This window comes from Actinomadura sp. J1-007 (assembly GCF_009793335.1).
GTDB lineage: Bacteria > Actinomycetota > Actinomycetes > Streptosporangiales > Streptosporangiaceae > Spirillospora > Spirillospora yumaensis.
In genome coordinates, this window is the sequence record NZ_WING01000001.1 from 6,744,149 (window position 1) to 6,761,588 (window position 17,440).

At 72.7% G+C, this 17,440-nt stretch carries 21 protein-coding genes and 2 pseudogenes; 11 read left to right on the plus strand and 12 right to left on the minus strand.

The window, feature by feature from the left end; genetic code table 11:
* Positions 1 to 69: 69 nt before the first annotated feature.
* Positions 70 to 852 carry an SDR family NAD(P)-dependent oxidoreductase gene (locus tag GEV43_RS30590; protein ID WP_160823640.1) on the minus strand — a complete coding sequence of 261 codons (783 nt, stop codon included), beginning with the start codon at positions 850 to 852 and terminating at the stop codon, positions 70 to 72.
* 111 nt (positions 853 to 963) lie between these two features.
* Positions 964 to 1,893, minus strand: a complete 930-nt coding sequence (locus GEV43_RS30595; protein ID WP_160824878.1) for a LysR family transcriptional regulator — start codon at positions 1,891 to 1,893, stop codon at positions 964 to 966.
* A 115-nt stretch (positions 1,894 to 2,008) separates the two neighbouring features.
* Between GEV43_RS30595 and GEV43_RS30600 the strand changes: the two genes are divergently transcribed.
* Positions 2,009 to 2,713 carry an MFS transporter gene (locus GEV43_RS30600; protein ID WP_375539065.1) on the plus strand — a complete coding sequence of 235 codons (705 nt, stop codon included), beginning with the start codon at positions 2,009 to 2,011 and terminating at the stop codon, positions 2,711 to 2,713.
* Positions 2,656 to 3,171 (plus strand): annotated as a pseudogene (locus GEV43_RS56430) (MFS transporter); the annotation flags it as partial. The gene GEV43_RS30600 and the pseudogene GEV43_RS56430, both read left to right, overlap by 58 nt.
* A gap of 35 nt (positions 3,172 to 3,206) precedes the next feature.
* Here the strand turns inward: GEV43_RS56430 and GEV43_RS47690 are convergent.
* Together GEV43_RS47690 and GEV43_RS30610 are read right to left on the minus strand one after the other, a co-directional pair.
* A complete protein-coding gene (locus GEV43_RS47690) occupies positions 3,207 to 4,064 on the minus strand; it encodes a DUF899 family protein (protein ID WP_206681336.1) in 858 nt (285 codons plus the stop codon).
* Between the two features lie 117 nt (positions 4,065 to 4,181).
* Positions 4,182 to 4,799: a TetR/AcrR family transcriptional regulator gene (locus GEV43_RS30610; protein ID WP_160823641.1), complete on the minus strand. Its 618-nt coding sequence runs from the start codon at positions 4,797 to 4,799 to the stop codon at positions 4,182 to 4,184.
* A gap of 188 nt (positions 4,800 to 4,987) precedes the next feature.
* Between GEV43_RS30610 and GEV43_RS30615 the strand changes: the two genes are divergently transcribed.
* From GEV43_RS30615 to GEV43_RS30630, 4 genes are all read left to right on the plus strand, one after another.
* Entirely contained in the window at positions 4,988 to 5,878 is an 891-nt protein-coding gene (locus tag GEV43_RS30615; RefSeq protein WP_206681337.1) for an LLM class oxidoreductase, read from the plus strand.
* Entirely contained in the window at positions 5,872 to 6,381 is a 510-nt protein-coding gene (locus tag GEV43_RS30620) for a flavin reductase family protein (protein ID WP_160823642.1), read from the plus strand. Before GEV43_RS30615 ends, GEV43_RS30620 begins: the two co-directional genes overlap by 7 nt.
* A 184-nt stretch (positions 6,382 to 6,565) precedes the next feature.
* Entirely contained in the window at positions 6,566 to 7,174 is a 609-nt protein-coding gene (locus GEV43_RS30625) for a TetR family transcriptional regulator (protein ID WP_160823643.1), read from the plus strand.
* Entirely contained in the window at positions 7,158 to 8,138 is a 981-nt protein-coding gene (locus GEV43_RS30630; RefSeq protein WP_175250167.1) for a hypothetical protein, read from the plus strand. The genes GEV43_RS30625 and GEV43_RS30630 overlap by 17 nt, the downstream gene beginning before the upstream one ends.
* A gap of 13 nt (positions 8,139 to 8,151) precedes the next feature.
* Here the strand turns inward: GEV43_RS30630 and GEV43_RS30635 are convergent, their stop codons facing one another.
* Complete coding sequence (locus tag GEV43_RS30635) at positions 8,152 to 8,349, minus strand: DUF397 domain-containing protein (RefSeq protein WP_160823644.1); 198 nt, start codon at positions 8,347 to 8,349, stop codon at positions 8,152 to 8,154.
* 110 nt (positions 8,350 to 8,459) lie between these two features.
* Between GEV43_RS30635 and GEV43_RS30640 the strand changes: the two genes are divergently transcribed.
* The gene (locus GEV43_RS30640) at positions 8,460 to 8,693 is read left to right on the plus strand and encodes a hypothetical protein (RefSeq protein WP_206681338.1); all 234 of its coding nucleotides are present in this window, start codon (positions 8,460 to 8,462) and stop codon (positions 8,691 to 8,693) included.
* Between the two features lie 43 nt (positions 8,694 to 8,736).
* Here the strand turns inward: GEV43_RS30640 and GEV43_RS30645 are convergent, their stop codons facing one another.
* Entirely contained in the window at positions 8,737 to 8,934 is a 198-nt protein-coding gene (locus GEV43_RS30645) for a DUF397 domain-containing protein (RefSeq protein ID WP_160823646.1), read from the minus strand.
* On the minus strand, positions 8,931 to 9,785 hold the full coding sequence (locus GEV43_RS30650) for a helix-turn-helix transcriptional regulator (RefSeq protein WP_160823647.1): 855 nt from the start codon (positions 9,783 to 9,785) through the stop codon (positions 8,931 to 8,933). The genes GEV43_RS30645 and GEV43_RS30650 overlap by 4 nt, the downstream gene beginning before the upstream one ends.
* A 161-nt stretch (positions 9,786 to 9,946) precedes the next feature.
* On the opposite strand from GEV43_RS30650, the gene GEV43_RS30655 reads away from it, so the two are divergent.
* From GEV43_RS30655 to GEV43_RS30670, 4 genes are all read left to right on the plus strand, one after another.
* Positions 9,947 to 10,366 carry an ATP-binding protein gene (locus GEV43_RS30655; protein WP_160823648.1) on the plus strand — a complete coding sequence of 140 codons (420 nt, stop codon included), beginning with the start codon at positions 9,947 to 9,949 and terminating at the stop codon, positions 10,364 to 10,366.
* Between the two features lie 38 nt (positions 10,367 to 10,404).
* Positions 10,405 to 11,205: an SAM-dependent methyltransferase gene (locus GEV43_RS30660; RefSeq protein ID WP_160823649.1), complete on the plus strand. Its 801-nt coding sequence runs from the start codon at positions 10,405 to 10,407 to the stop codon at positions 11,203 to 11,205.
* 177 nt (positions 11,206 to 11,382) lie between these two features.
* Positions 11,383 to 11,586 carry a DUF397 domain-containing protein gene (locus tag GEV43_RS30665; RefSeq protein WP_160823650.1) on the plus strand — a complete coding sequence of 68 codons (204 nt, stop codon included), beginning with the start codon at positions 11,383 to 11,385 and terminating at the stop codon, positions 11,584 to 11,586.
* Between the two features lie 9 nt (positions 11,587 to 11,595).
* Positions 11,596 to 11,853, plus strand: coding sequence for a hypothetical protein (locus GEV43_RS30670; protein ID WP_160823651.1), 258 nt, complete (start codon positions 11,596 to 11,598; stop codon positions 11,851 to 11,853).
* Positions 11,854 to 11,905: 52 nt separating this feature from the next.
* Here the strand turns inward: GEV43_RS30670 and GEV43_RS30675 are convergent, their stop codons facing one another.
* The 5 genes and pseudogenes from GEV43_RS30675 to GEV43_RS30695 form a co-directional block, all read right to left on the minus strand.
* Complete coding sequence (locus tag GEV43_RS30675) at positions 11,906 to 12,841, minus strand: hypothetical protein (RefSeq protein ID WP_160823652.1); 936 nt, start codon at positions 12,839 to 12,841, stop codon at positions 11,906 to 11,908.
* Positions 12,838 to 13,176 carry a PadR family transcriptional regulator gene (locus GEV43_RS30680; RefSeq protein WP_160823653.1) on the minus strand — a complete coding sequence of 113 codons (339 nt, stop codon included), beginning with the start codon at positions 13,174 to 13,176 and terminating at the stop codon, positions 12,838 to 12,840. The genes GEV43_RS30675 and GEV43_RS30680 overlap by 4 nt, the downstream gene beginning before the upstream one ends.
* 44 nt (positions 13,177 to 13,220) lie before the next feature.
* Positions 13,221 to 14,366 carry a hypothetical protein gene (locus GEV43_RS30685; protein ID WP_160823654.1) on the minus strand — a complete coding sequence of 382 codons (1,146 nt, stop codon included), beginning with the start codon at positions 14,364 to 14,366 and terminating at the stop codon, positions 13,221 to 13,223.
* Between the two features lie 2 nt (positions 14,367 to 14,368).
* Positions 14,369 to 16,096 (minus strand): hypothetical protein, encoded by a 1,728-nt coding sequence (locus tag GEV43_RS30690; protein WP_160823655.1) that lies wholly within the window; start codon positions 16,094 to 16,096, stop codon positions 14,369 to 14,371.
* 107 nt (positions 16,097 to 16,203) lie between these two features.
* Positions 16,204 to 17,356: pseudogene (locus GEV43_RS30695) on the minus strand (NAD(P)H-dependent flavin oxidoreductase).
* Between the last annotated feature and the right edge of the window lie 84 nt (positions 17,357 to 17,440).

The window sequence follows — 17,440 nt, forward strand, 5'->3', positions numbered from 1 at the left end:
CGCCGGCCGCCGCGCCGCCGGCCGCCGCGCCGCCGGCCGCCGCGCCGCCGGCCGCCGCGCGGGCCGCGCTCAGAGCATGATCCGGCCGCCGGCCACGTCGATCGTGAGCCCGGTCAGCCAGGCGGACCGGTCGGAGGCGAGGAACAGGGCGGCGTCCGCCACGTCGCTGGTCTCCCCGATCCTGCCGAGCGGGTGCATGGCGGCGACGGCGTCGCGCATGTCCGGCGGCATGAGCCGGGCGGTGCGTTCCGTACGGATCGCGGCGGGCGCGACGCAGTTGACGCGGACCCCGCGCGGGCCCGCCTCCGCGGCGACGTGCCTGCTGAACGCCTGGACACCGGCCTTCGCGGCCTCGTACGCGACGGGAGCGCCCCAGGGGTTGCCCAGGGAGGGGCTCGCGCCCGGGAGGTTGGACGGGAGCCGTCCCGCCGAGGACGACATCGTGACGATGGAGCCCGCGCCCCGTTCGAGCATCCCGGGCAGGAAGCTCTTCACCGTGAGAAAGGTCGAGGTGAGGTTGCCGTCCACGACGGAGTGCCACTCCTCCACCGTCATGTCGGCGGTCGGCCCCGGCCGCGCGATGCCGCCGCCCGCGAACGCGCAGAGGATCGTGACCGGCCCGAGGCCGTCCTCGACGCGCCGGCGCGCGTCCTCGATCGCGGCGAGGTCGGTCACGTCGGCGACCAGCCCGAGGCCGCCGATGTCGGCGGCGACCTGATCGAGGGCCGCGCGGTCGCGCCCGAGCACGGCGACCCTGGCGCCCTGCCCCGCGAACGCCCGCGCGGTGTCGGCCCCGATCCCGCGCGACCCCCCGGTGACCACCACGACCTGCCCGTCCAACTCGCTGTACATCCCGAACTCCCCACCTGACCGGCGAAAACGTCTGCGTCCTCAGAATGAGTGAGTACTCACCCATTTGTCAACCGCTCGGGAAGCCGGCGCCTTGGCGGAACGGGCGCGGCCTTACGGGAGGGGTGCGCCCAGCCCGGAGTCCAGCTCTCGGGGCAGGACGGGGGAGCCGAGGTGGTGGCGGAGGGCGGGGAGGGCGGGGTGGGGGTTGTCGGGGCGCCAGAGGAGGGAGTGGGGGTAGACGGGGGTCGGGCGCTGGACGGGGATGCGGCGCAGGTCGTAGTGGGCGGGCCAGAGCAGGTGGGTCTGGTCGCCGACGAAGGACGCCAGGGCGGGGGAGGCGGCGAGCATGTCGAGGAGCGGTTCGCTGCCGAAGTCGGGGTCGGTCACGTCGACGGTGAGGCCGAACGCGGCGGCGAGGTCGTCGTAGAAGGCGGCCCATTCGGTTCCGGCGACGTTGCCGGGCATCCAGATCCGGTGCCCGGCCAGGTCGGCGGGCGCGACCGCGGGGGCCTCGGCGAGGCGGTGCGCCGGGCCGGTGAGGAGCTGGATCGGCTCGTCGAGGACGCGGACGGCTCGGACGCCGCCGGGGAGCCGTCGGGCGGGCGCGGTGACGGCGCGGAAGGACGCGTCGATCTCGCCGGACCGTACGGCCTCGATCGCCGCGTCGGCGTCGTGCAGGTGGGTCACGACGTCGAGTTCGGCCCCCGGGTGCGCGCGGTGGAAGCCGCGCAGCAGGCCGCCCGGGGCGAGCCGCCGGCTGATCACGTCGACGCGGAGGGCGCGGCGGCCGGGGCGTACGGAGGCGGCGGCCCGCTCCTCGGCCTGGAGGAGGGCGCGGGCGTGGGGGAGGAGCGCCTGCCCGTCGACGGTGAGGCGGGCTCCGCGCGCCGTACGGGCGAACAGCCGGACGCCGAGGTCCTTCTCCAGCGCGGCGACGCGCTTGGAGACGGCCTGCTGGGTGATCGACAGGTCGGCGGCGGCCTCCTGGAACTGGCCCGCGTCGGCGACGGCGACGAAGGTGCGCACGGCGTTGAGGTCCACGCCGCCTGACCGTACAACGTCTCGTTGTGGCTCGCGGCCGGGCGGTTGTTTGATCCGTTCGCCCGGCGCTTGCTTGGATCTGGCGGGTCGGCGGGACGGGGCGGGGGCGTTGGGCATGGTGGGCAGGCGGTCGCTGGGGCGGCGGTTCGGGTGGCTCTGGGCGGCGTACGCGGTCAGCACGTGTGGGACGTGGCTGGCGTTCGACGCGTTCCCCCTGATCGCGATCCTCGTGCTGGACGCCGGGCCGACGCAGGTGTCGGCGCTGGCGGCGGCGGGGCTCGCGGTGGGCGTGGCGGTGGCGGTGCCGCTCGGGCCGTGGGTGGAGTTCCGCCGCAAGCGCCCGGTGATGATCGGGATGGACCTGGTGAGGTTCGCGGCGCTGATGAGCGTGCCCGCCGCGTACGTGCTCGGATGGCTGACGTTCGTCCAGCTCCTGGCCGTGTCGGTGGTCGTCGCGGCGGCGGACATCGCGTTCACCGCGGCGAGCGGCGCGTGCCTGAAGGCGCTGGTGCGGCCGGAGGACCTGCTCGTCGCGAACGGCCGGTTCGAGTCGACGACCTGGACGGCGACGATGCTCGGCCCGCCGCTCGGCGGGGCCGCGATCGGGGCGTTCGGCCCGGTGGCGACCCTGGCGGCCAACGCGGTCAGCTTCCTGCTGTCGGCGGTGGGCATCCGCGCGATCGGCGGCGGGGAGCCGCGGCCCGTACGGAGCGCGGAGCCGCGGCACCGCGCCGGCGAGCTGTTCGAGGGTGGCGGTACATCCTGGCCCACCGCGGGCTGCGTCCGCTGCTGTTCAACACGATCCTGGTCAACGGGCTGATCATGGCGACGTCGCCGCTGCTGGCCGTCCTGATGGTCGGCCGCCTCGGGTTCGCGCCGTGGCAGTACGGCCTGGCGTTCGCGGTCCCGTGCGTCGGCGGTCTCGTCGGCTCGCGGCTGGCGTCGCGGCTCGTCGCGCGGTTCGGGCGGCACCGGGTGCTGCTGGCCGCGGGGTCGCTGCGCGGGTGCTGGCTGCTCGGGCTGGCGTTCGTCCGTCCGGGCGCGGCGGGTCTGGCGCTCGTCATGGCCGTGGAGCTGGGGCTGATCGTCTGCGGGAGCGTGTTCAGCCCGGTGATCGCCACCTACCGGCTGGAGGAGACGGACGCGGGCCGGGTGGCCCGCGTCCTGTCCGCCTGGTCGGTCACCAGCAAGGCGTCCATCGCGGCCATGACCGCCGTGTGGGGACTGCTGGCCGCCGCGACCGGCCCCCGAACCGCGATCGCGATCGCCGGCGTCCTCGTCCTGGCCACGCCGCTGCTGCTCCTCGGGCGCGACTACGGCCCCGTCCCCCGGTCGAACGTGCCGAGGAGCCCCGTCCGGTGGCGGACGTCGTGTAGTCGCCGAGGCGCGTCAGCGGTGGTGGCCGTTCCGCCCGAGGGTGTCGGCGGGGTCACGCCGGGGCGGGTCCACTGCGGTACGGGGCGGCTGGTCGGGCCCCAGTCGGGGTTCCCGTCGGCGTCCGAACGCCAGGACCAGCATGCGTGGCGTCCCTCGGGCCGGCCCTCGGGGTTGTCCTCCCACGCCTCGCCGCGGCCGTAGGGGGTCATGTCGAGCAGGCCCATCGAGCCGTTGATCCGCTCGGTGCCGCGGCCCGTCGTGGAGTAGGTGAGGAACGTGCGGTCGCCGTCGCGCAGGAAGCAGGTGAGGTAGCCCATGCTGCCGCCGACCGGCTCGTCCGCGTCGCGCACCGAGTACCAGGGCTGGATGTAGCCCATGAACGCGACGAAGGAGGCCACCTCGTCCCACCGGCCCGTGGTGAGGAGGGCGAACGAGACGCCGCGGGCGTTGAGGTAGGCGGCGTCCTTCAGGTGCCAGGCGGCGGTGGTGCAGCCCTCGCACTGCCCCTGGTGCGGCGCGCCGTCGTACCACATGTGCTTGTAGACCACGAGCTCGTCGCGGCCCTGGAACAGGTCGAGGAACGGGAAGGGGCCGTCGGGTCCGACGACCTCGACCGTTCCGTCGAACTCGACCATCGGGAGCCGGCGGCGGGCCGCGGCGAGGGCGTCGCCCTGGCGGGTGTGGGCCTTCTCGCGGACGAGGAGCTCGTCGCGGGCGGCCTGCCAGGTGGCGAGGTCGGTGATGGGGGGTCGGCCGGGGAGCGTGGTGGCGGGGTTGTCCGGTGTGGTCGTCATGCGTCCTCCGTGGCGTCTCGTTCGAGCGGCGTCGTACGGCACTAGAACAGACTGTCGAAGTGGCCGGAACTCATCGCGCCGGGGCGTTCAGAGGGGGACGCGGACGAAAGCGGCGCGTCAGCGGCTGGCGCGGACGAGGGTCGCGAGGTGTTCCGCCGCGAAGCGCATCGGGGAGTCGTCGCCGGAGACGCGGCTGAGGAGTTCGGCTCCTTCGAGCGTGGACAGGACGGTGCAGGCGAGCGCCGCCGCGGTGTCGCGGGGGAGGCCGCCGTCGCGGAGCTTGGCCGCGATCAGCTCGCGCCACTGGCGCAGCGCCTCGTCCGAGGCCCGCTGGATCAGCGGCGACCGGTCGATGATCTCCAGTGCGGTGGCGGCGACCGGGCATCCGTCGAGCCAGGCGGACGTGCGCAGCGCGTCGGCCATCGACAGCGCGCAGTTCGCGACCGCGTCGGCGGGGTCGTCGGCGGCGGCCAGGCCGCGGCGGAGCAGGTCGGCGAAGTCGTCGGCGCCGAACCGCAGGGCTTCGGCGGCCAGCTCCTCCTTGCCCTGCGGGAAGAAGTGGTAGAGGGAGCCGTAGGCGGCCCCCGCCTCCTTGAGGATCTGCTTGACGGTGGTGGCCTCGTACCCCTGGCGCTGGAGCAGCATCGCCGTCGCCTTGACGAGCCGGGCGCGCGTGCCGTCGCGTTCGCCCGCCCCCTCCGCCTGCTCGGCCGCCGGGCGCTGCGTCGCTTCCATGGCCGCGAGGTTACCAGATTGATCGATCAATCAAGTCTGCTAGCCTCCGTCTTGATCGATCGATCAACTGGAGGTGCCATGACCGACTCGCTCGCCGCCCACCCCGGATTCGGGCGCATGTTCGCTCCCGGACGGCTGACCGTCGGCCTGTTCCTGCCGCTGTGGCAGTACGCGGGGACATGAGGGCCATGTCCGGCCAGGCGGAGGTGATCAAGCGCGCCGACGAGACGCCGTTCGCGGCGCTGTGGGTGCGCGACGTCCCGCTGCTCGACCCCGGCTTCGGGGACGTCGGGCAGGTCTTCGACCCCTGGACCTACCTCGCGTGGCTGGCCGCGCACACCCGGCGCCTGTCGCTGGCGGCGGGCAGCGCGATCTTCACGCTGCGCCACCCCGTCGACCTGGCCAAGCAGGCCGCGTCGATCGACCGGCTCAGCGGCGGCAGGCTCGTCCTCGGCGCGGCGTCCGGCGACCGCGCCTCCGAGTTCCCCGCCTACGGGATCGACCACGGCTCGCGTGGAGAGCGCTACCGGGAGGCGTTCGAGTGGTTCCGCGCGCTGACCGAGACGACGGCCCCCGCCCTGTCCTCCTCGCTCGGCCGCGTCGGCGGCGGCGTCGACCTGCTGCCGAAGCCGGTGAACGGGCGCGTCCCGCTGCTGGTCACCGGCTCCTCGCAGCAGAAGCCGGAGTGGATCGCCGAGCACGCCGACGGCTGGCTCGTCTACCCCGGCTCCCCGGACGCGGTCACCGCCGTCGACGCGCTCGCCCGCAAGATCGCGGCCTGGCGGGAACTCGTCCCCAACGGCCGGTTCAAGCCGGTCGCCACCAACGAGTGGATCGACCTGACCGAGGACCCCGCCGTTCCCCCGACGCCCCTGCGCGGCGGCTTCGTCCTCCGGACGGGCTCGCAAGGGCTGATCGAACTGCTGCACCGCTGGCAGGAACGGGGCGTGAACCACGCGGCCCTCGGCGTACAGCACGGTTCGCGGCCCGCCGCCGAAGTGGTCGCGCAGCTCGCCGAGGAGGTCGTCCCGCACTTCCCGGCCCTCGCCGGTCCCGAGCCCGAGGAGCCCGCGTGGTGATCGAGGCATGCGCCGTCACCGGCGCGCAGCGGTTCCGTGACGTCATGCGGCACTTCCCGACGGGCGTCACCGTCCTGACGACCACCGGCCCCGCCGGGCCGCACGGGATGACGGCGAACGCGGTCATGTCGCTGTCCCTGAGCCCGCCCTCGGTGCTCGCCGCCGTCCACCACGGCACGAACACCCACGCGATCCTGCGGACGGCGGCGACGTTCACGGTCAACATCCTCGCCGCCGACCAGCGCGACTGCGCGGAACTGTTCGCCCGTTCGGACCCCGCCGAGGACCCCTTCCGTACCGTCCACTGGGAGCCCTCAGCGGTAACGGGCGACCCGGTGCTCACGGAAAGCCTGGCCACCTTCGACTGCCACGTGGAACGACGCATCGCCGTCGCCGACCACAGCCTGATCGTCGGCACCGTGGCCGACGCCGCCATCCACCGCCCCGACGCAGCCCCCATGGTCTTCGCCCGAAGCCGCTTCCAGACAACGACCCCACCCTGAAACCGCCGAGGACGACCCTTGGCAGCGCCCCGCCCGTGGCGGGCGCCGCTCCTACCAACGCGGCCAGGTCAGCAGGCCCGGGCCAGAACGACCCGGACCTGCTGACCGAGCCGACCACCCGCGGCGTTCGGACCGCGCGAGAAATTCATACCGAGTTCAATATTAAACCAGGTATGATTATTTTGTGACAGGCCTTCGCGAGCGCAAGAAGGAACAGACCAGGCAGCGGATCGCCGCGGTGGCGCTGCGGCTGTTCACCGAGCGCGGTTTCGACTCGGTGACGGTCAACGAGATCGCCGAGGCCGCCGAGGTGGCCAAGGCGACCCTCTTCGCGTACTTCCCGACCAAGGAATCACTCGCCCTCCACGGCGTGGGCGACGACGACCTGGCGGGGATCGTCGCCCGGCGCTCGGCCGGCCAGACGTTCCTGGCAGCGCTACGGACGCACCATCGCGCGTTCGCCGCCGGACGGACGCCGGAGGCTGACCTCGCCGCGCTGCTCGCGCGCGTCCGCGTGATCCAGGACAGCCCTGCACTCCAGACCGCGGCGAACGGTCTGCTCTACCAGCAGCGCGAGGCGCTGGCGCAGGTCCTGGCCGACGAGTACGGCCCCACGGCCGCCGCGCTGATGGCCGCCCAGATCGCCGCGTCCCTGCTCACCCTCCAGGAAACGCACTTCCAGCGTCTGCTGGACGGCACGTCCGCCGAGGACGCCGACCGCGCCCTGGCCCGGGACGTCGAGCTGGCCTTCGACCTGCTGGAACACGGACTCACCCATGCGGAAGGGCACTGACGTGCGCGCACGTGGCATCAACTACGACACCGGGACCTTCCCCGGCCGCCGCCTCACCCGAAAGACCTTCGACCCCGTCCAAGTCCGGGACGACATGGCGGTCATCGCCAACGACCTGCACTGCGACGCCGTGCGCATCTCCGGCCGCGACGCCGAACGGCTGAGCACCGCCGCCCGGCACGCCGCCGACACCGGCCTCGAAGTGTGGCTCTCCCCGTTCCCCGCCGACCTTTCCCCAGAGGAGATCCTGGCGTTCTTCTCCGACTGCGCGCAGCGTGCCGAGGCCCTGCGGCAGGACGGCGCGCGAGTGGCGCTCGTCACCGGCTGCGAGCTCAGCGCCTTCGCCCACGGCTTCCTCCCGGGTGACACCCACCTAGACCGCCTCCAGGCCATGGCCACCGCCGACCTGCAATGGTGGGCGTCCCTAGGACCCGTTCCCGAACGCCTCAACGCCTTCCTCGCCCGGGCCGCGACGACAGCGCGCGCCCACTTCGGCGGGCAGATCACCTACGCCTCCGGCCCCTGGGAGCCCGTCGACTGGGACCCGTTCGACCTGGTCGGCATCGACGCCTACCGAACCGCGCAGAACGCCGACACCTTCCGTACCCGCCTGCGCGATTCCCTCTCCCACGGCAAGCCCGTCGCCATCACCGAGTACGGCACCTGCGCCTACCGCGGCGCGGGCGACCTCGGCGGCATGGCCTGGCAGCCGCCGCAAGGAGCGATCCCGGACGAGGACGAGCAGGTGCGCTACCTCAACGACCTCCTCGACATCTTCGAAGGCGAAGGCGTCGACACCGCCCTGTGGTTCTCGTTCGCCAACTACGACAAGCCCCGCGACCGCGACATCGCCTCCTACGGCGTCGTCCGCATGCTCGACGAGACCCGTTGGGAACCGAAAAAGGTCTTCCACGCCATGAGCACCAGACACCAGCGGCCGAACCCCCGCTCCGACCACGCGTGAGTCCCCCGCGCGACTAGCGCCCGTCCCTCAACGCGTCCACCAACGACCGCCAGGCCCGGCGATCCACGCAGATGACGGGCCCGTCCGGCTCCTTGGAGTCCCGGACGGCCACGCCGTGATGGATCCCGGCCACCTCGACGCACTCTGCGTGGTCGGAATTGCTGCGGCTGCTCTTGCGCCACGCAGGGCATGGCTGCATGGAGTACGTCATGCTTCGACAGTATTCAGCCGGTTAGAGTTCGCGCCAAGGCGGCGGTTGGTGCGCTGGTGCGTCTTGATGGGCCGGGAGAGAGCACGCCTGAGATCACGTACTACGCCATCGTGGACGACGGCTACCCGCCCGATCGGCCGTCGGGTCTCGTTCGGCGCATCCACACTGAGCCGCTGTCAACGGACGAGATGTTTCACCGGGACATGCACTGGCATCCCACGGAATTTCTCCGCTTGCACTGGCTCGGCCACAACGAGCAGGACTACGTGGAGATCTCCCCGGAACTCGCCGAGGCCGTCATCGCCAAATGGAAGGCCGAACGCGCCACGTCCAACGACGACTGACCCGGCGTACGTGCGGCGGGCGCGCTGTCAGCGCGGCGGGAACCTAGCGTCCGTCCCGCAGCGCGTCCAGCAACGACCGCCAGGCGCGGCCGTCCATGCTGATGACCGGCCCGTCCGGGTCCTTGGAGTCCCGGACGGCTACGCCGCGGTGAATCCCGGCCGCCTCGACGCACTCTGCCGCCTGGGAGCCGCTGTGGCTGCTCTTTCGCCACCTGGCGTGAGTGAGGTCCGGTCCCGTCATAGATCCGACATTACGCTTTGGATCAAGGTCCGCGACTCGGCTTCGGAAAGCGTCGAAGGCTCGACCAGGATGGACTTCTCTCGAAATCGCTCCACCTGGGCCTCGTCCTCCAGAATCCAGTGGCCCGTCAGATGGTCGACCAGGACGACGCTGAGGATCGGCGGCGTTCCGATGTCCACGAGTTGGAAGTGGCCGACGTAGTGGGGGCCACCGTCGGCGGTGAACGGCAGGACGCGCAGGAACACGTGTTCCTGCTCCGACTCGTTGAGCAGCCTCTTTAGCTGGGCGCGCATGACGTAGCGTCCTCCGCGGATGCGACGTAGCGCCCCCTCGTCGAGGGTGACGTACAGATGAGTGGGGTCGGGACGCTTGAGGATCTGCTGTCGCTGGAGCCGGAAATCGACGTAACGGCTCACCACGGCTGCGGGGGCGTCGGGCAGTCCTGCGCGGTTCAGCGCGTGGGTGTAGTCCTCCGTTTGGAGCAGGCCGGGAATGAAGGTGGTCTCGGTGGTCACGATGCGCGAGGCGCTGAATTCGAGGGAAACGCGGTCCAGCGTTTCGTGGGAGATGAAGTCCTTATAGGCGTCCCACCAGCCGGATTGCTGTTGTTGTTCGGCGAGGGTCATGAGGGCGGCGCTTTCGGGGAGCGGGACCCGGTAGCGGTTGAGGATGTGCTCCAGGTCGCGCAGGCGGAGGGGCTGGAGGCCGTTCTCGATGAGGCTCAGGGACGAGCCCGAGCGTTCGAGATGGCGGCCCGCGGTCTTGAGGGTCTGGCCCGCCTCCTCCCGCAGGTGGCGGAGAGATCTGCCGATCTTCCGGAGGCGGACGGTGGAGGGCGATGCGTCCGGCATGTGATCAGCGTGTCACGGTGCGGAGTCGATCGCCGGGTAAGAGGCGTTCCCTCAAATTTCAATGAGGGATCGTCGCGCGCGGCACGGAACGCGTTGTCCTGATCACGGACGGCGACGAGCCTGGCGGGGCGTCGAGGAAAGGGGCTGCCAGGATGCCGCCGATGACGGGCTCGGGTGAAAGGTGTGTGATCGCGTCGCTGACGCTGCCGGGGGTGGAGCGGTCCGCCGCGCATGTGCGGGCGTTCACGCGGGACGCGGTGGGGGAGGGGCATCCCGCGCTGGACGACGTGCAGACGTGCGTGAACGAGGCGTTCGTCAACGGCGTCGAGCACACCGCGTCGGGACGGGGCGGGACGGTCACGGTGCGGTTCGTGGCGGCGGGGGATCTGGTCGCGGAGGTGACGGACGACGGGGCCGGAGGGCAGCGGCCGGTGCTGCGCGACGATCCGTTCGGCGAGGACGGGCGGGGGATGCGGATCATCGACGCGCTCGCGGACGCCTGGGGCGTGCGGGCCGACGGGGAGCGGACGACGGTGTGGATGCGGTTCGCGGGGCCGCTACCGGTCAGGGGTGGAGCGTGACGCGTCCCGGGCGCGCGGACGGCCGTACGGTGATCTTTGTGAGCGAGGAGACCGCCGACGCCGGGCTGAGGACCGACGTTCCGCACACCGCGCGGATCTACGACTACATGCTCGGCGGCAAGGACAACTACGAGGCCGACCGGGCGGCGGCCGAGGAGATCGCGCGGCGGCTTCCGGCGCTGCCGGTGGCGATGCGCGCCAACCGCGACTTCATGGTCAGGATGACCCGGTTCCTGGTGCGCGAGCTGGGCATCCGGCAGTTCCTGGACGTGGGCACGGGACTGCCGACGTCGCCCAACCTGCACGAGGCCGCGCAGGAGATCGCGCCCGAGACGCGCGTGGTGTACGTGGACAACGACCCGATGGTCCTCGCGCACGCGCGGACGCTTCTGGCCGGGACGCCCGAGGGCCGCACCGCGTACATCGACGCGGATCTGCGCGAGCCCGGCGCGATCCTGGACGCGGCGCGCGGGGCGCTGGACCTCGACCGGCCCGTGGCCCTCACGGTGATCGCCGTCCTCCAGTTCTTCACCGACGACGACGAGGCGCTCGGGCTCGTCCGGCGGCTGATGGAGCCGCTGGCGCCGGGCAGCGTGCTGGCGCTGTCGGTCGTTCCGGAGGCGGACGAGGCGAGCCCGCTCGCGGCCGGGGTCGCCGCGTACAAGGCGCAGGGCATCCCGATGAAGATGCGCACCAGGGCGGAGACGGAGCGTTTCTTCGAGGGCCTGGAACTGGTCGAGCCGGGCGTCGTCCCGGTCCCGCACTGGCACCCGGACCACCCGCCCGTCCCGGACGACCCCATCAGGCACATGTACGGCGCCGTAGCCCTCAAACCCTGAGGCGGGGCGCGCCGTGCGGTGGCTCGGCGGCGAGATGTCCAGACCGGCGAAGTCCGGAATTGTGCTCTGGTACGCGCACGTCGCGGAAGGTTAACTCGGTGGTGTACGCGTGATTGCGCTTCCCGTTGAGCGGGGCGCGCAATACCGGTCACTCCGAATTCCGTGAAAAGGAGGACGATGATGTCCCTCGACTGGCGTGCGATGGCGTGGAAGAAGTCCACCTACAGTCCTGATTGGGATGATTGCGTGGAACTCTCCGCGACATCCCGGGTCGTAGGCGTTCGTGACTCGAAGGATCCGTACGGTCCGGTGCTCGAACTGGGCCGCCGTACGGCGGTGGTTCTGGTCTCCGAGGTGAAGCGGGGAGCCCTGGACCTCTAGAGTTCTCCCATGACGAAGCGATGGGCGTGTTACGCCTGGCAGGGGCCCCGGCAGGCCGCGCGGGGCACCGTGCCCGCCGAGGACTGGAGAACTCCGGAAGGCGCGGTCGAGTTCTTGAGGCGGGCGCTTTCCGATCACGGGTTGTACTCCAGGTCCGAGATCGTCGCGGCACTCGGAGATCTCCGCAAAGGGCGGCCCGTCGCGGTCGCCCACGAACTGGCGGACGGTGGGCATCTGCATATCGAGATCCTTCCGCCGAAGGGCTGATCCGGAAGGCCGTTCATACCGGCAATTCGGTGCCGCCCTCAAACCCTGAGGGTCAGCGGGATTCGCGGAAGTGTTTGAGGGTGTCGGTGGCGCCTATGGCGAGGACGATCAGGGCCGCGCCGGTGTAGAAGGCGTCGGGGGTCTTCCAGCCGCCGTTGACGTGGGCGAGGAAGTCGGGGTCGAAGAACATGTGGCGGTAGAGGATCCACGCGAGGGGGAGCGTGAACGCGGCCTGGGCGGCGGCGTACCAGGCGGCGAGGGCGAGGGGCCGCTCGCGGGTCGCGAAGCGGGCCAGGTCGAGCGCGGCGAGGCCGGCGAGCCCGGCGAGGACGGGCCAGATCCAGCCCGTCCACAGGTCCGGGTCGAGGACCTGGAGGCGGCGGCCGTCGGCGCGGTACGGCTCGGCGGTGTGCTGCCAGACGATGAGGCCGAGCAGCAGCGCGTGCCAGGCGGCGGAGGCGCAGGCCGCGATGTCGCGCCGGTCGTTCCTCGGGGCGGCGGGCAGGTCGTCGGGGGTCCAGGCGCGGGTGGCGGCGAGGGCGCGGTCGCGGTGGCGGGACCGTTCCACGAGCGCGAACCCGGCGGTGACCCAGGCGATCATCTGCGCGCCGACGGTGAGGACGGTGCCGACCGCGGTGCCGACCAGCGAGCCGGCGTCCTTGCCGTCCAGGACGTCGAACCCGACGGCGACGGCGGTGACGGCGGGCAGCGCGGTGGTCAGCAGGGTGACCAGCAGCCGCGTGTACGCGGGGTAGAGGTCGGGGCCGATGAGGGCGAGCGGCCGGTCGGCGTAGCGGGCGGCGAGCCGGACGGGGTCGCCCATCTCGGTGAGCACCTCGCGTTCGGCGGCGCCCGGCTCGGCGTCGCGGGCCTCGACGGTGTCGGCGATCGTGGCGCGCAGCTCGGTGGCGATGTCGTCGCGCTGGCCGGCGGGGACCCTCCGGGCGACCTCGCGCACGTAGCGGTCGGTCAGTGTGTTCGCGGTCATGCGTCGTCCTTGGTCAGTCGTGCGAGGGACGCGGTCAGGTCCCGCCATTCGCGGACCAGGCCGGCGCGCACCCGGGAGCCGAGCGGGCTGACCCGGTAGAACTTGCGCGGCCGTGACTCGTCGGTGTTCCACTCGCTGGTGAGCAGGCCCTGCTTCTCCAGCCGTCGCAGCAGGGGGTAGAGGGTGTTGCCGTCGACGGCGACGCCGGCGCCGGTGAGCGTCTCCAGGAGCGCGTAGCCGTACTGCGGCTCCTCCAGCAGGGCCAGGCAGGCCAGCACGACGGTGCCGCGGCGCAGCTCCTGGGCCTGCCCGTGGATCAGCTCGTCCGGGGTCATGCCGACACTATACAGTGCGGCGCACACTATTGTGCCGGGGGCGATCAGCGCGCGGGGCAGGGGGAGAGCCCGGGGAACGGCTTGCCGCCGCTGAGCCGTCCGCACACGGGCGTGGAGACGGCGCGGCCCGAGCCGTCGAGGGCGACCCTGACGAGGGCGAGGCCGCGGTTCTTCGGCCCGTCGGGGCCGCGGGCGTCGCGGGTGAAGTCGATGGCGCCGGTCGCGGCGGTGAGGGTGGAGAAGCGCGCGAGCTCGAGCAGGACGGACCCGGAGGTGACCGACGCGCTGCCCGCCACCCGGTGCGGCCCGGCGCGGTTCAGGCCGAGGGTGGTGAACGCCCGCTGCGCGGCCTGCGCGAGGACCGCCGTGGCGTCGTAGGTGAGGGCCATCTGCCCGTCGGCGAGCAGCGGATCGTCGGGGGAAGCGCGGGGACGGCCGACGCCGAGCTCGTTGCGGGCCAGGATGAGGAACCGGTTGGTGCGGTCGCCGTTGCCGCGCAGCAGCGTCGGCAGGTGGACGAACGCGGTGTGGTAGACGGTCACCGTCTCCGGGATCGGGATGTCCAGCGAGCCGCTGCCGAAGCGGACCTTGGTCATGTCGTCGCCGGTGACCAGGACGAGGCGGCGGCGGGTGCAGCCCCCGTCGGCGAGGCCGGTCATCAGGGCGTTCATGTCCTCGGCGCGCCCGGCGAAGTAGACCAGGGTGAACGGGGTCCGCGCCTTCTCGCAGGCCGACTGGAGCTGCCCGGCGAGGTCGCCGGCCCCCTGGTAGACGACGCGTTCGGAGTCGCGGGGGCGCAGCACGGCGGTGACGTCGTCGGCGATCTCCTTGCTGTAGGCGTCCCTGGACGGGCCGGGCGCGCGCTGGACGACCAGCGCGTTGGCGACGGGCCTGCCGCGCAGCTCGCGGCGGACGGCGGCCTGGGTGGCGAGCGCCTCCTGGTGGTCGGTGGCGGCGAGGCCGTAGTAGCCGGGCAGGCCGGGGTGCTGGTCGGAGGAGTTGACGGTGCTGAGCACGGCCAGCCCGGCGTTCGCCAGGCGGGTGATCGCGGTCTGGCTGTAGGCGGTGTTGCGGCCCATCCCGGCGACGCCGACGAGGGTCGGGTCGGTGCGCGCGAGGTGCAGCACGCGGTCCACCATCTCGTCGGCGAACTTCATGTCCTGACCGGTGTTGGCGGGCAGCAGGCGCACCTTCAGGGGCTGCCGGTGCCCGCGCCGAGCTCGACGCGGTTGGTGCGGAGCTGCGCGAGGTACGCGCCGGCCAGCTCGCGGACGCTGCTGAGCGTCAGCTCGCCCTGCCCGGCGCTCGCCGTGAACACCCCCGCGTGCACGATCGTGACGTACGGCTCGCCGCTGCGCGCCACGGCGTCGTTCTCGGACTTGATGCGGCTCTGGAGGTCGGCGAGCGTGAGGGACGCGCCGGTGTTCGAGCCGGACGGGACGTGGTCGCGGCCGTCCAGCCCGATGCTCTTGGCCCTGCGCTCGAACCGCACGCCGCCCGTGGAGACGCCGACGCACTCGCGGGTGCCGTTGTCGTTGGTCTGGAGGCGGGTGTCGGCGTTCCAGGTGAACGGGAGCCCGACGGTGCAGTAGGTGGAGCGCAGGTCGGACTGGACGTACGTCGCGGCCGCGGCGAACACCAGCACGGACGCGGCGAGGCTGCGCACCGACCACACCCACGTCCAGCGGGGGCGGCGGCGGACGCGGGGCGCGGGCGCGTCGCCGCCCGCGGGGTCGCCCGCGACGGGGACGCGCAGCAGCCAGGGGAGCGCGACCTCCTGGCTGGGCCCCTGCGCGGTGCCGAGGCTCGTGCGCCAGCGCTCGTACCGGACCTGCGGGGCGAGGCGTCCGTCGGGCGACTGGGTGAGGGCGTCGAGCGCCGCGACGCTGTCGCGCCCGACGGACGCGATGACGAGGAGCGGGTGCAGCTCGCTGCGGCGGCTGCGGATGTCGCTGAGCGCGGTGACGACGTCGAACCCGCCGTTGTCCGGGGTGATCCCGGCGAGGAACGCGACGGGCGGCGCGGTCCGCTTGAAGCCCCGCAGCCCGAACGACGCCTTGCGGTAGTTGTCGCGGACGTCCTCCAGCAGCGCGAACGTCTTGAGCTGGAGGAGGAACCCGGCGGCGTCGTCCTCGGAGAGCCGTTCGAAGACGCGGTGCAGGCGGTCCTCGAAGCCGCCCTGGACGCCGCCGCCCTGCTCGTCCACCCCGCTCTCCCCGAGGACGCCGAAGAACGACGAGCTGGCCAGCCACCGGTACCGGGACCCGAACCCGACGTGCGAGACGACCGGCAGCCAGATCCGGCGCGTGCTGAGCGCGGCGAGGACGAGCAGCGCCGCGGCGATGCAGGCCGCGGCGGCGACCAGGCTGCGGCGGGACGACTGCTCGGCGATGCCGCCCGCGACGACCGCGAGCAGCGCGCCGATCGCGGGCCACCACGGCTGCACGCCGAACGGCCCGCCCCGCCGGTCGAACAGGCCCGCCGCCGCGTTCCACGCCTGGACGGCGGCGACGGGCGAGCGGCGGCACGGCAGGACGGGCGCGCCGACCTCGCGGGGCCGCCCGCCCGCCTCCTCGATCGAGGCCACCAGGGCCGAGCGGGGGAACCGGAACCGTACGAAATGCGGCTGCGGATGGTTCCACTTGAGCGGCTGGGCCATCGCGTCGACCAGGTCGACCGCGTTGGCCTCGCGCGGCGCGGAGCCCGGCGCGGGCGAGACCGACGGGAGGCCGAGCTCCGTCGCGGACCGCTTGAACGCGTCGAGGAACCGCTCCTCCGGGGCCCCGTCCTCACCCGGTTCGAGGATGAGGACGGGGAACGGGCGGACGTTGAGCCGCCACGGCAGGCTCTGCGTGAGGCGGTCGAAGAGAGCGAGGGGGCCGGGACCGGACGCCGGTCCGTGCGCTGGGGAGGCGGCCACGGTTCGCCTTTCGGAGTCGCCGAGTCGGGTTCGGGTCACTCGGAAGCGAAGCGTATTCGCCCTGTTGCCCCAGCACTGTGCAGTTTGACCCGTTTGCGATCTGCCGGTCAGCCGGCGGTGATGGCGTTCAGCCGCTCCAGCGCGGTCGCGAACTCCTCGACCATCTCGTAGACGACCTGGCGGGCGGGGCGGACGGCGTTCATCTGGCCCACGCACTGGCCGACGAAGTAGTTGGCGAGCGCGCGGGCCCCGGGTTGCCGGTTTCGGCCACCTTGTTGATCTGCCGCATCGCGCCCTCCGCGATGATCATCTGGAGCGGCATGCCGAGCGCGCCGGGGCTGCCCGGGCCCTCCCACTCGTCGGTCCAGGCGGACCTGAGCTGCCGCGCGGGCTTGCCGGTCCGCGACCGGGACCGGACGGTGTCGCGCGACGTCGCGGCGAGCATCTTCTCCTTGACCTGCGGCGGCGTCTCGGCCTCCTCGGTCGTCAGCCAGACCGACCCGCACCACACGCCCGACGCGCCGAGCGCGAGCGCCGCGGCCATCTGCCGCCCGGTCGCGATGCCGCCCGCGGCGAGGACGGGCAGCGGCGCGACGGTGTCGACGACCTCGGGGACGAGGACCATGGTGGAGATCTCGCCGGTGTGCCCGCCGGCCTCGCCGCCCTGCGCGACGATCAGGTCCACGCCCGCGGCGACCTGGCGGCGGGCGTGCTCGGCGGTGCCGACGAGCGCGGCGACGGGCACGCCCCGCTCCTTGGCCCGCTCCACCATGAGCGGCGGCGGCGTGCCGAGGGCGCTCGCGATCAGCCCGATCGGGTGCGCCAGCGACACGTCGATCAGCTCGGTCGCGCCGCGCGCGGTGACCTGCGTCCCCGCGCCCCTGGCGCTCGTCCCGGCGCGCTTGGCCTTCTCGAAGTCGGGCAGCGGCACGTCGTACCTGCCGAACAGATCGACCAGGAACGACCAGTGCTGCTCGGGGACGGCCGCGAGCATCGTGTCCAGCCCGCCCTCCCCTCGCGCGGCCCGCTCCGCCGAGTCGTCGATCTTCGCCGGGACGAGCACGTCCACGCCGTAGGGGCGCCCGCCGACGTGGGCGTCGATCCAGCGCAGCTCCTCGTCGAGCCGTTCGGGGAGTAGGCGACGGCGCCGAGCACGCCGAACCCGCCGGCGTTGGTGACGGCGGCGACCACGTCGCGGCAGTGGCTGAAGGCGAACAGCGGGAACTCGATCCCGAGGCGGTCGCAGACATCGGTGCGCATGGCCCGACGCTAACGACCCGAACCCGATTCGGTCCAGTCCCTGTCCGCCGCGGTCCCGCCCTAGCCCCCGGCCCCAGTCCCCGG

Bases quoted from the DNA above. Each gene is read 5' to 3' on its own strand.
- GEV43_RS30600 (WP_375539065.1), top strand. From the start codon at position 2,009: ATGGTGGGCAGGCGGTCGCTGGGGCGGCGGTTCGGGTGGCTCTGGGCG.
- GEV43_RS30645 (WP_160823646.1), bottom strand. From the start codon at position 8,934: ATGACGGGACCGGACCTCACTCACGCCAGGTGGCGAAAGAGCAGCCAC.
- GEV43_RS30610 (WP_160823641.1), bottom strand. From the start codon at position 4,799: ATGGAAGCGACGCAGCGCCCGGCGGCCGAGCAGGCGGAGGGGGCGGGC.
- GEV43_RS30630 (WP_175250167.1), top strand. From the start codon at position 7,158: ATGCGGAAGGGCACTGACGTGCGCGCACGTGGCATCAACTACGACACC.
- GEV43_RS30650 (WP_160823647.1), bottom strand. From the start codon at position 9,785: ATGCCGGACGCATCGCCCTCCACCGTCCGCCTCCGGAAGATCGGCAGA.
- GEV43_RS47690 (WP_206681336.1), bottom strand. From the start codon at position 4,064: ATGACGACCACACCGGACAACCCCGCCACCACGCTCCCCGGCCGACCC.
- GEV43_RS30615 (WP_206681337.1), top strand. From the start codon at position 4,988: ATGTCCGGCCAGGCGGAGGTGATCAAGCGCGCCGACGAGACGCCGTTC.
- GEV43_RS30675 (WP_160823652.1), bottom strand. From the start codon at position 12,841: ATGACCGCGAACACACTGACCGACCGCTACGTGCGCGAGGTCGCCCGG.
- GEV43_RS30670 (WP_160823651.1), top strand. From the start codon at position 11,596: ATGACGAAGCGATGGGCGTGTTACGCCTGGCAGGGGCCCCGGCAGGCC.
- GEV43_RS30655 (WP_160823648.1), top strand. From the start codon at position 9,947: ATGACGGGCTCGGGTGAAAGGTGTGTGATCGCGTCGCTGACGCTGCCG.
- GEV43_RS30665 (WP_160823650.1), top strand. From the start codon at position 11,383: ATGATGTCCCTCGACTGGCGTGCGATGGCGTGGAAGAAGTCCACCTAC.
- GEV43_RS30635 (WP_160823644.1), bottom strand. From the start codon at position 8,349: ATGACGTACTCCATGCAGCCATGCCCTGCGTGGCGCAAGAGCAGCCGC.
- GEV43_RS30590 (WP_160823640.1), bottom strand. From the start codon at position 852: ATGTACAGCGAGTTGGACGGGCAGGTCGTGGTGGTCACCGGGGGGTCG.
- GEV43_RS30680 (WP_160823653.1), bottom strand. From the start codon at position 13,176: ATGACCCCGGACGAGCTGATCCACGGGCAGGCCCAGGAGCTGCGCCGC.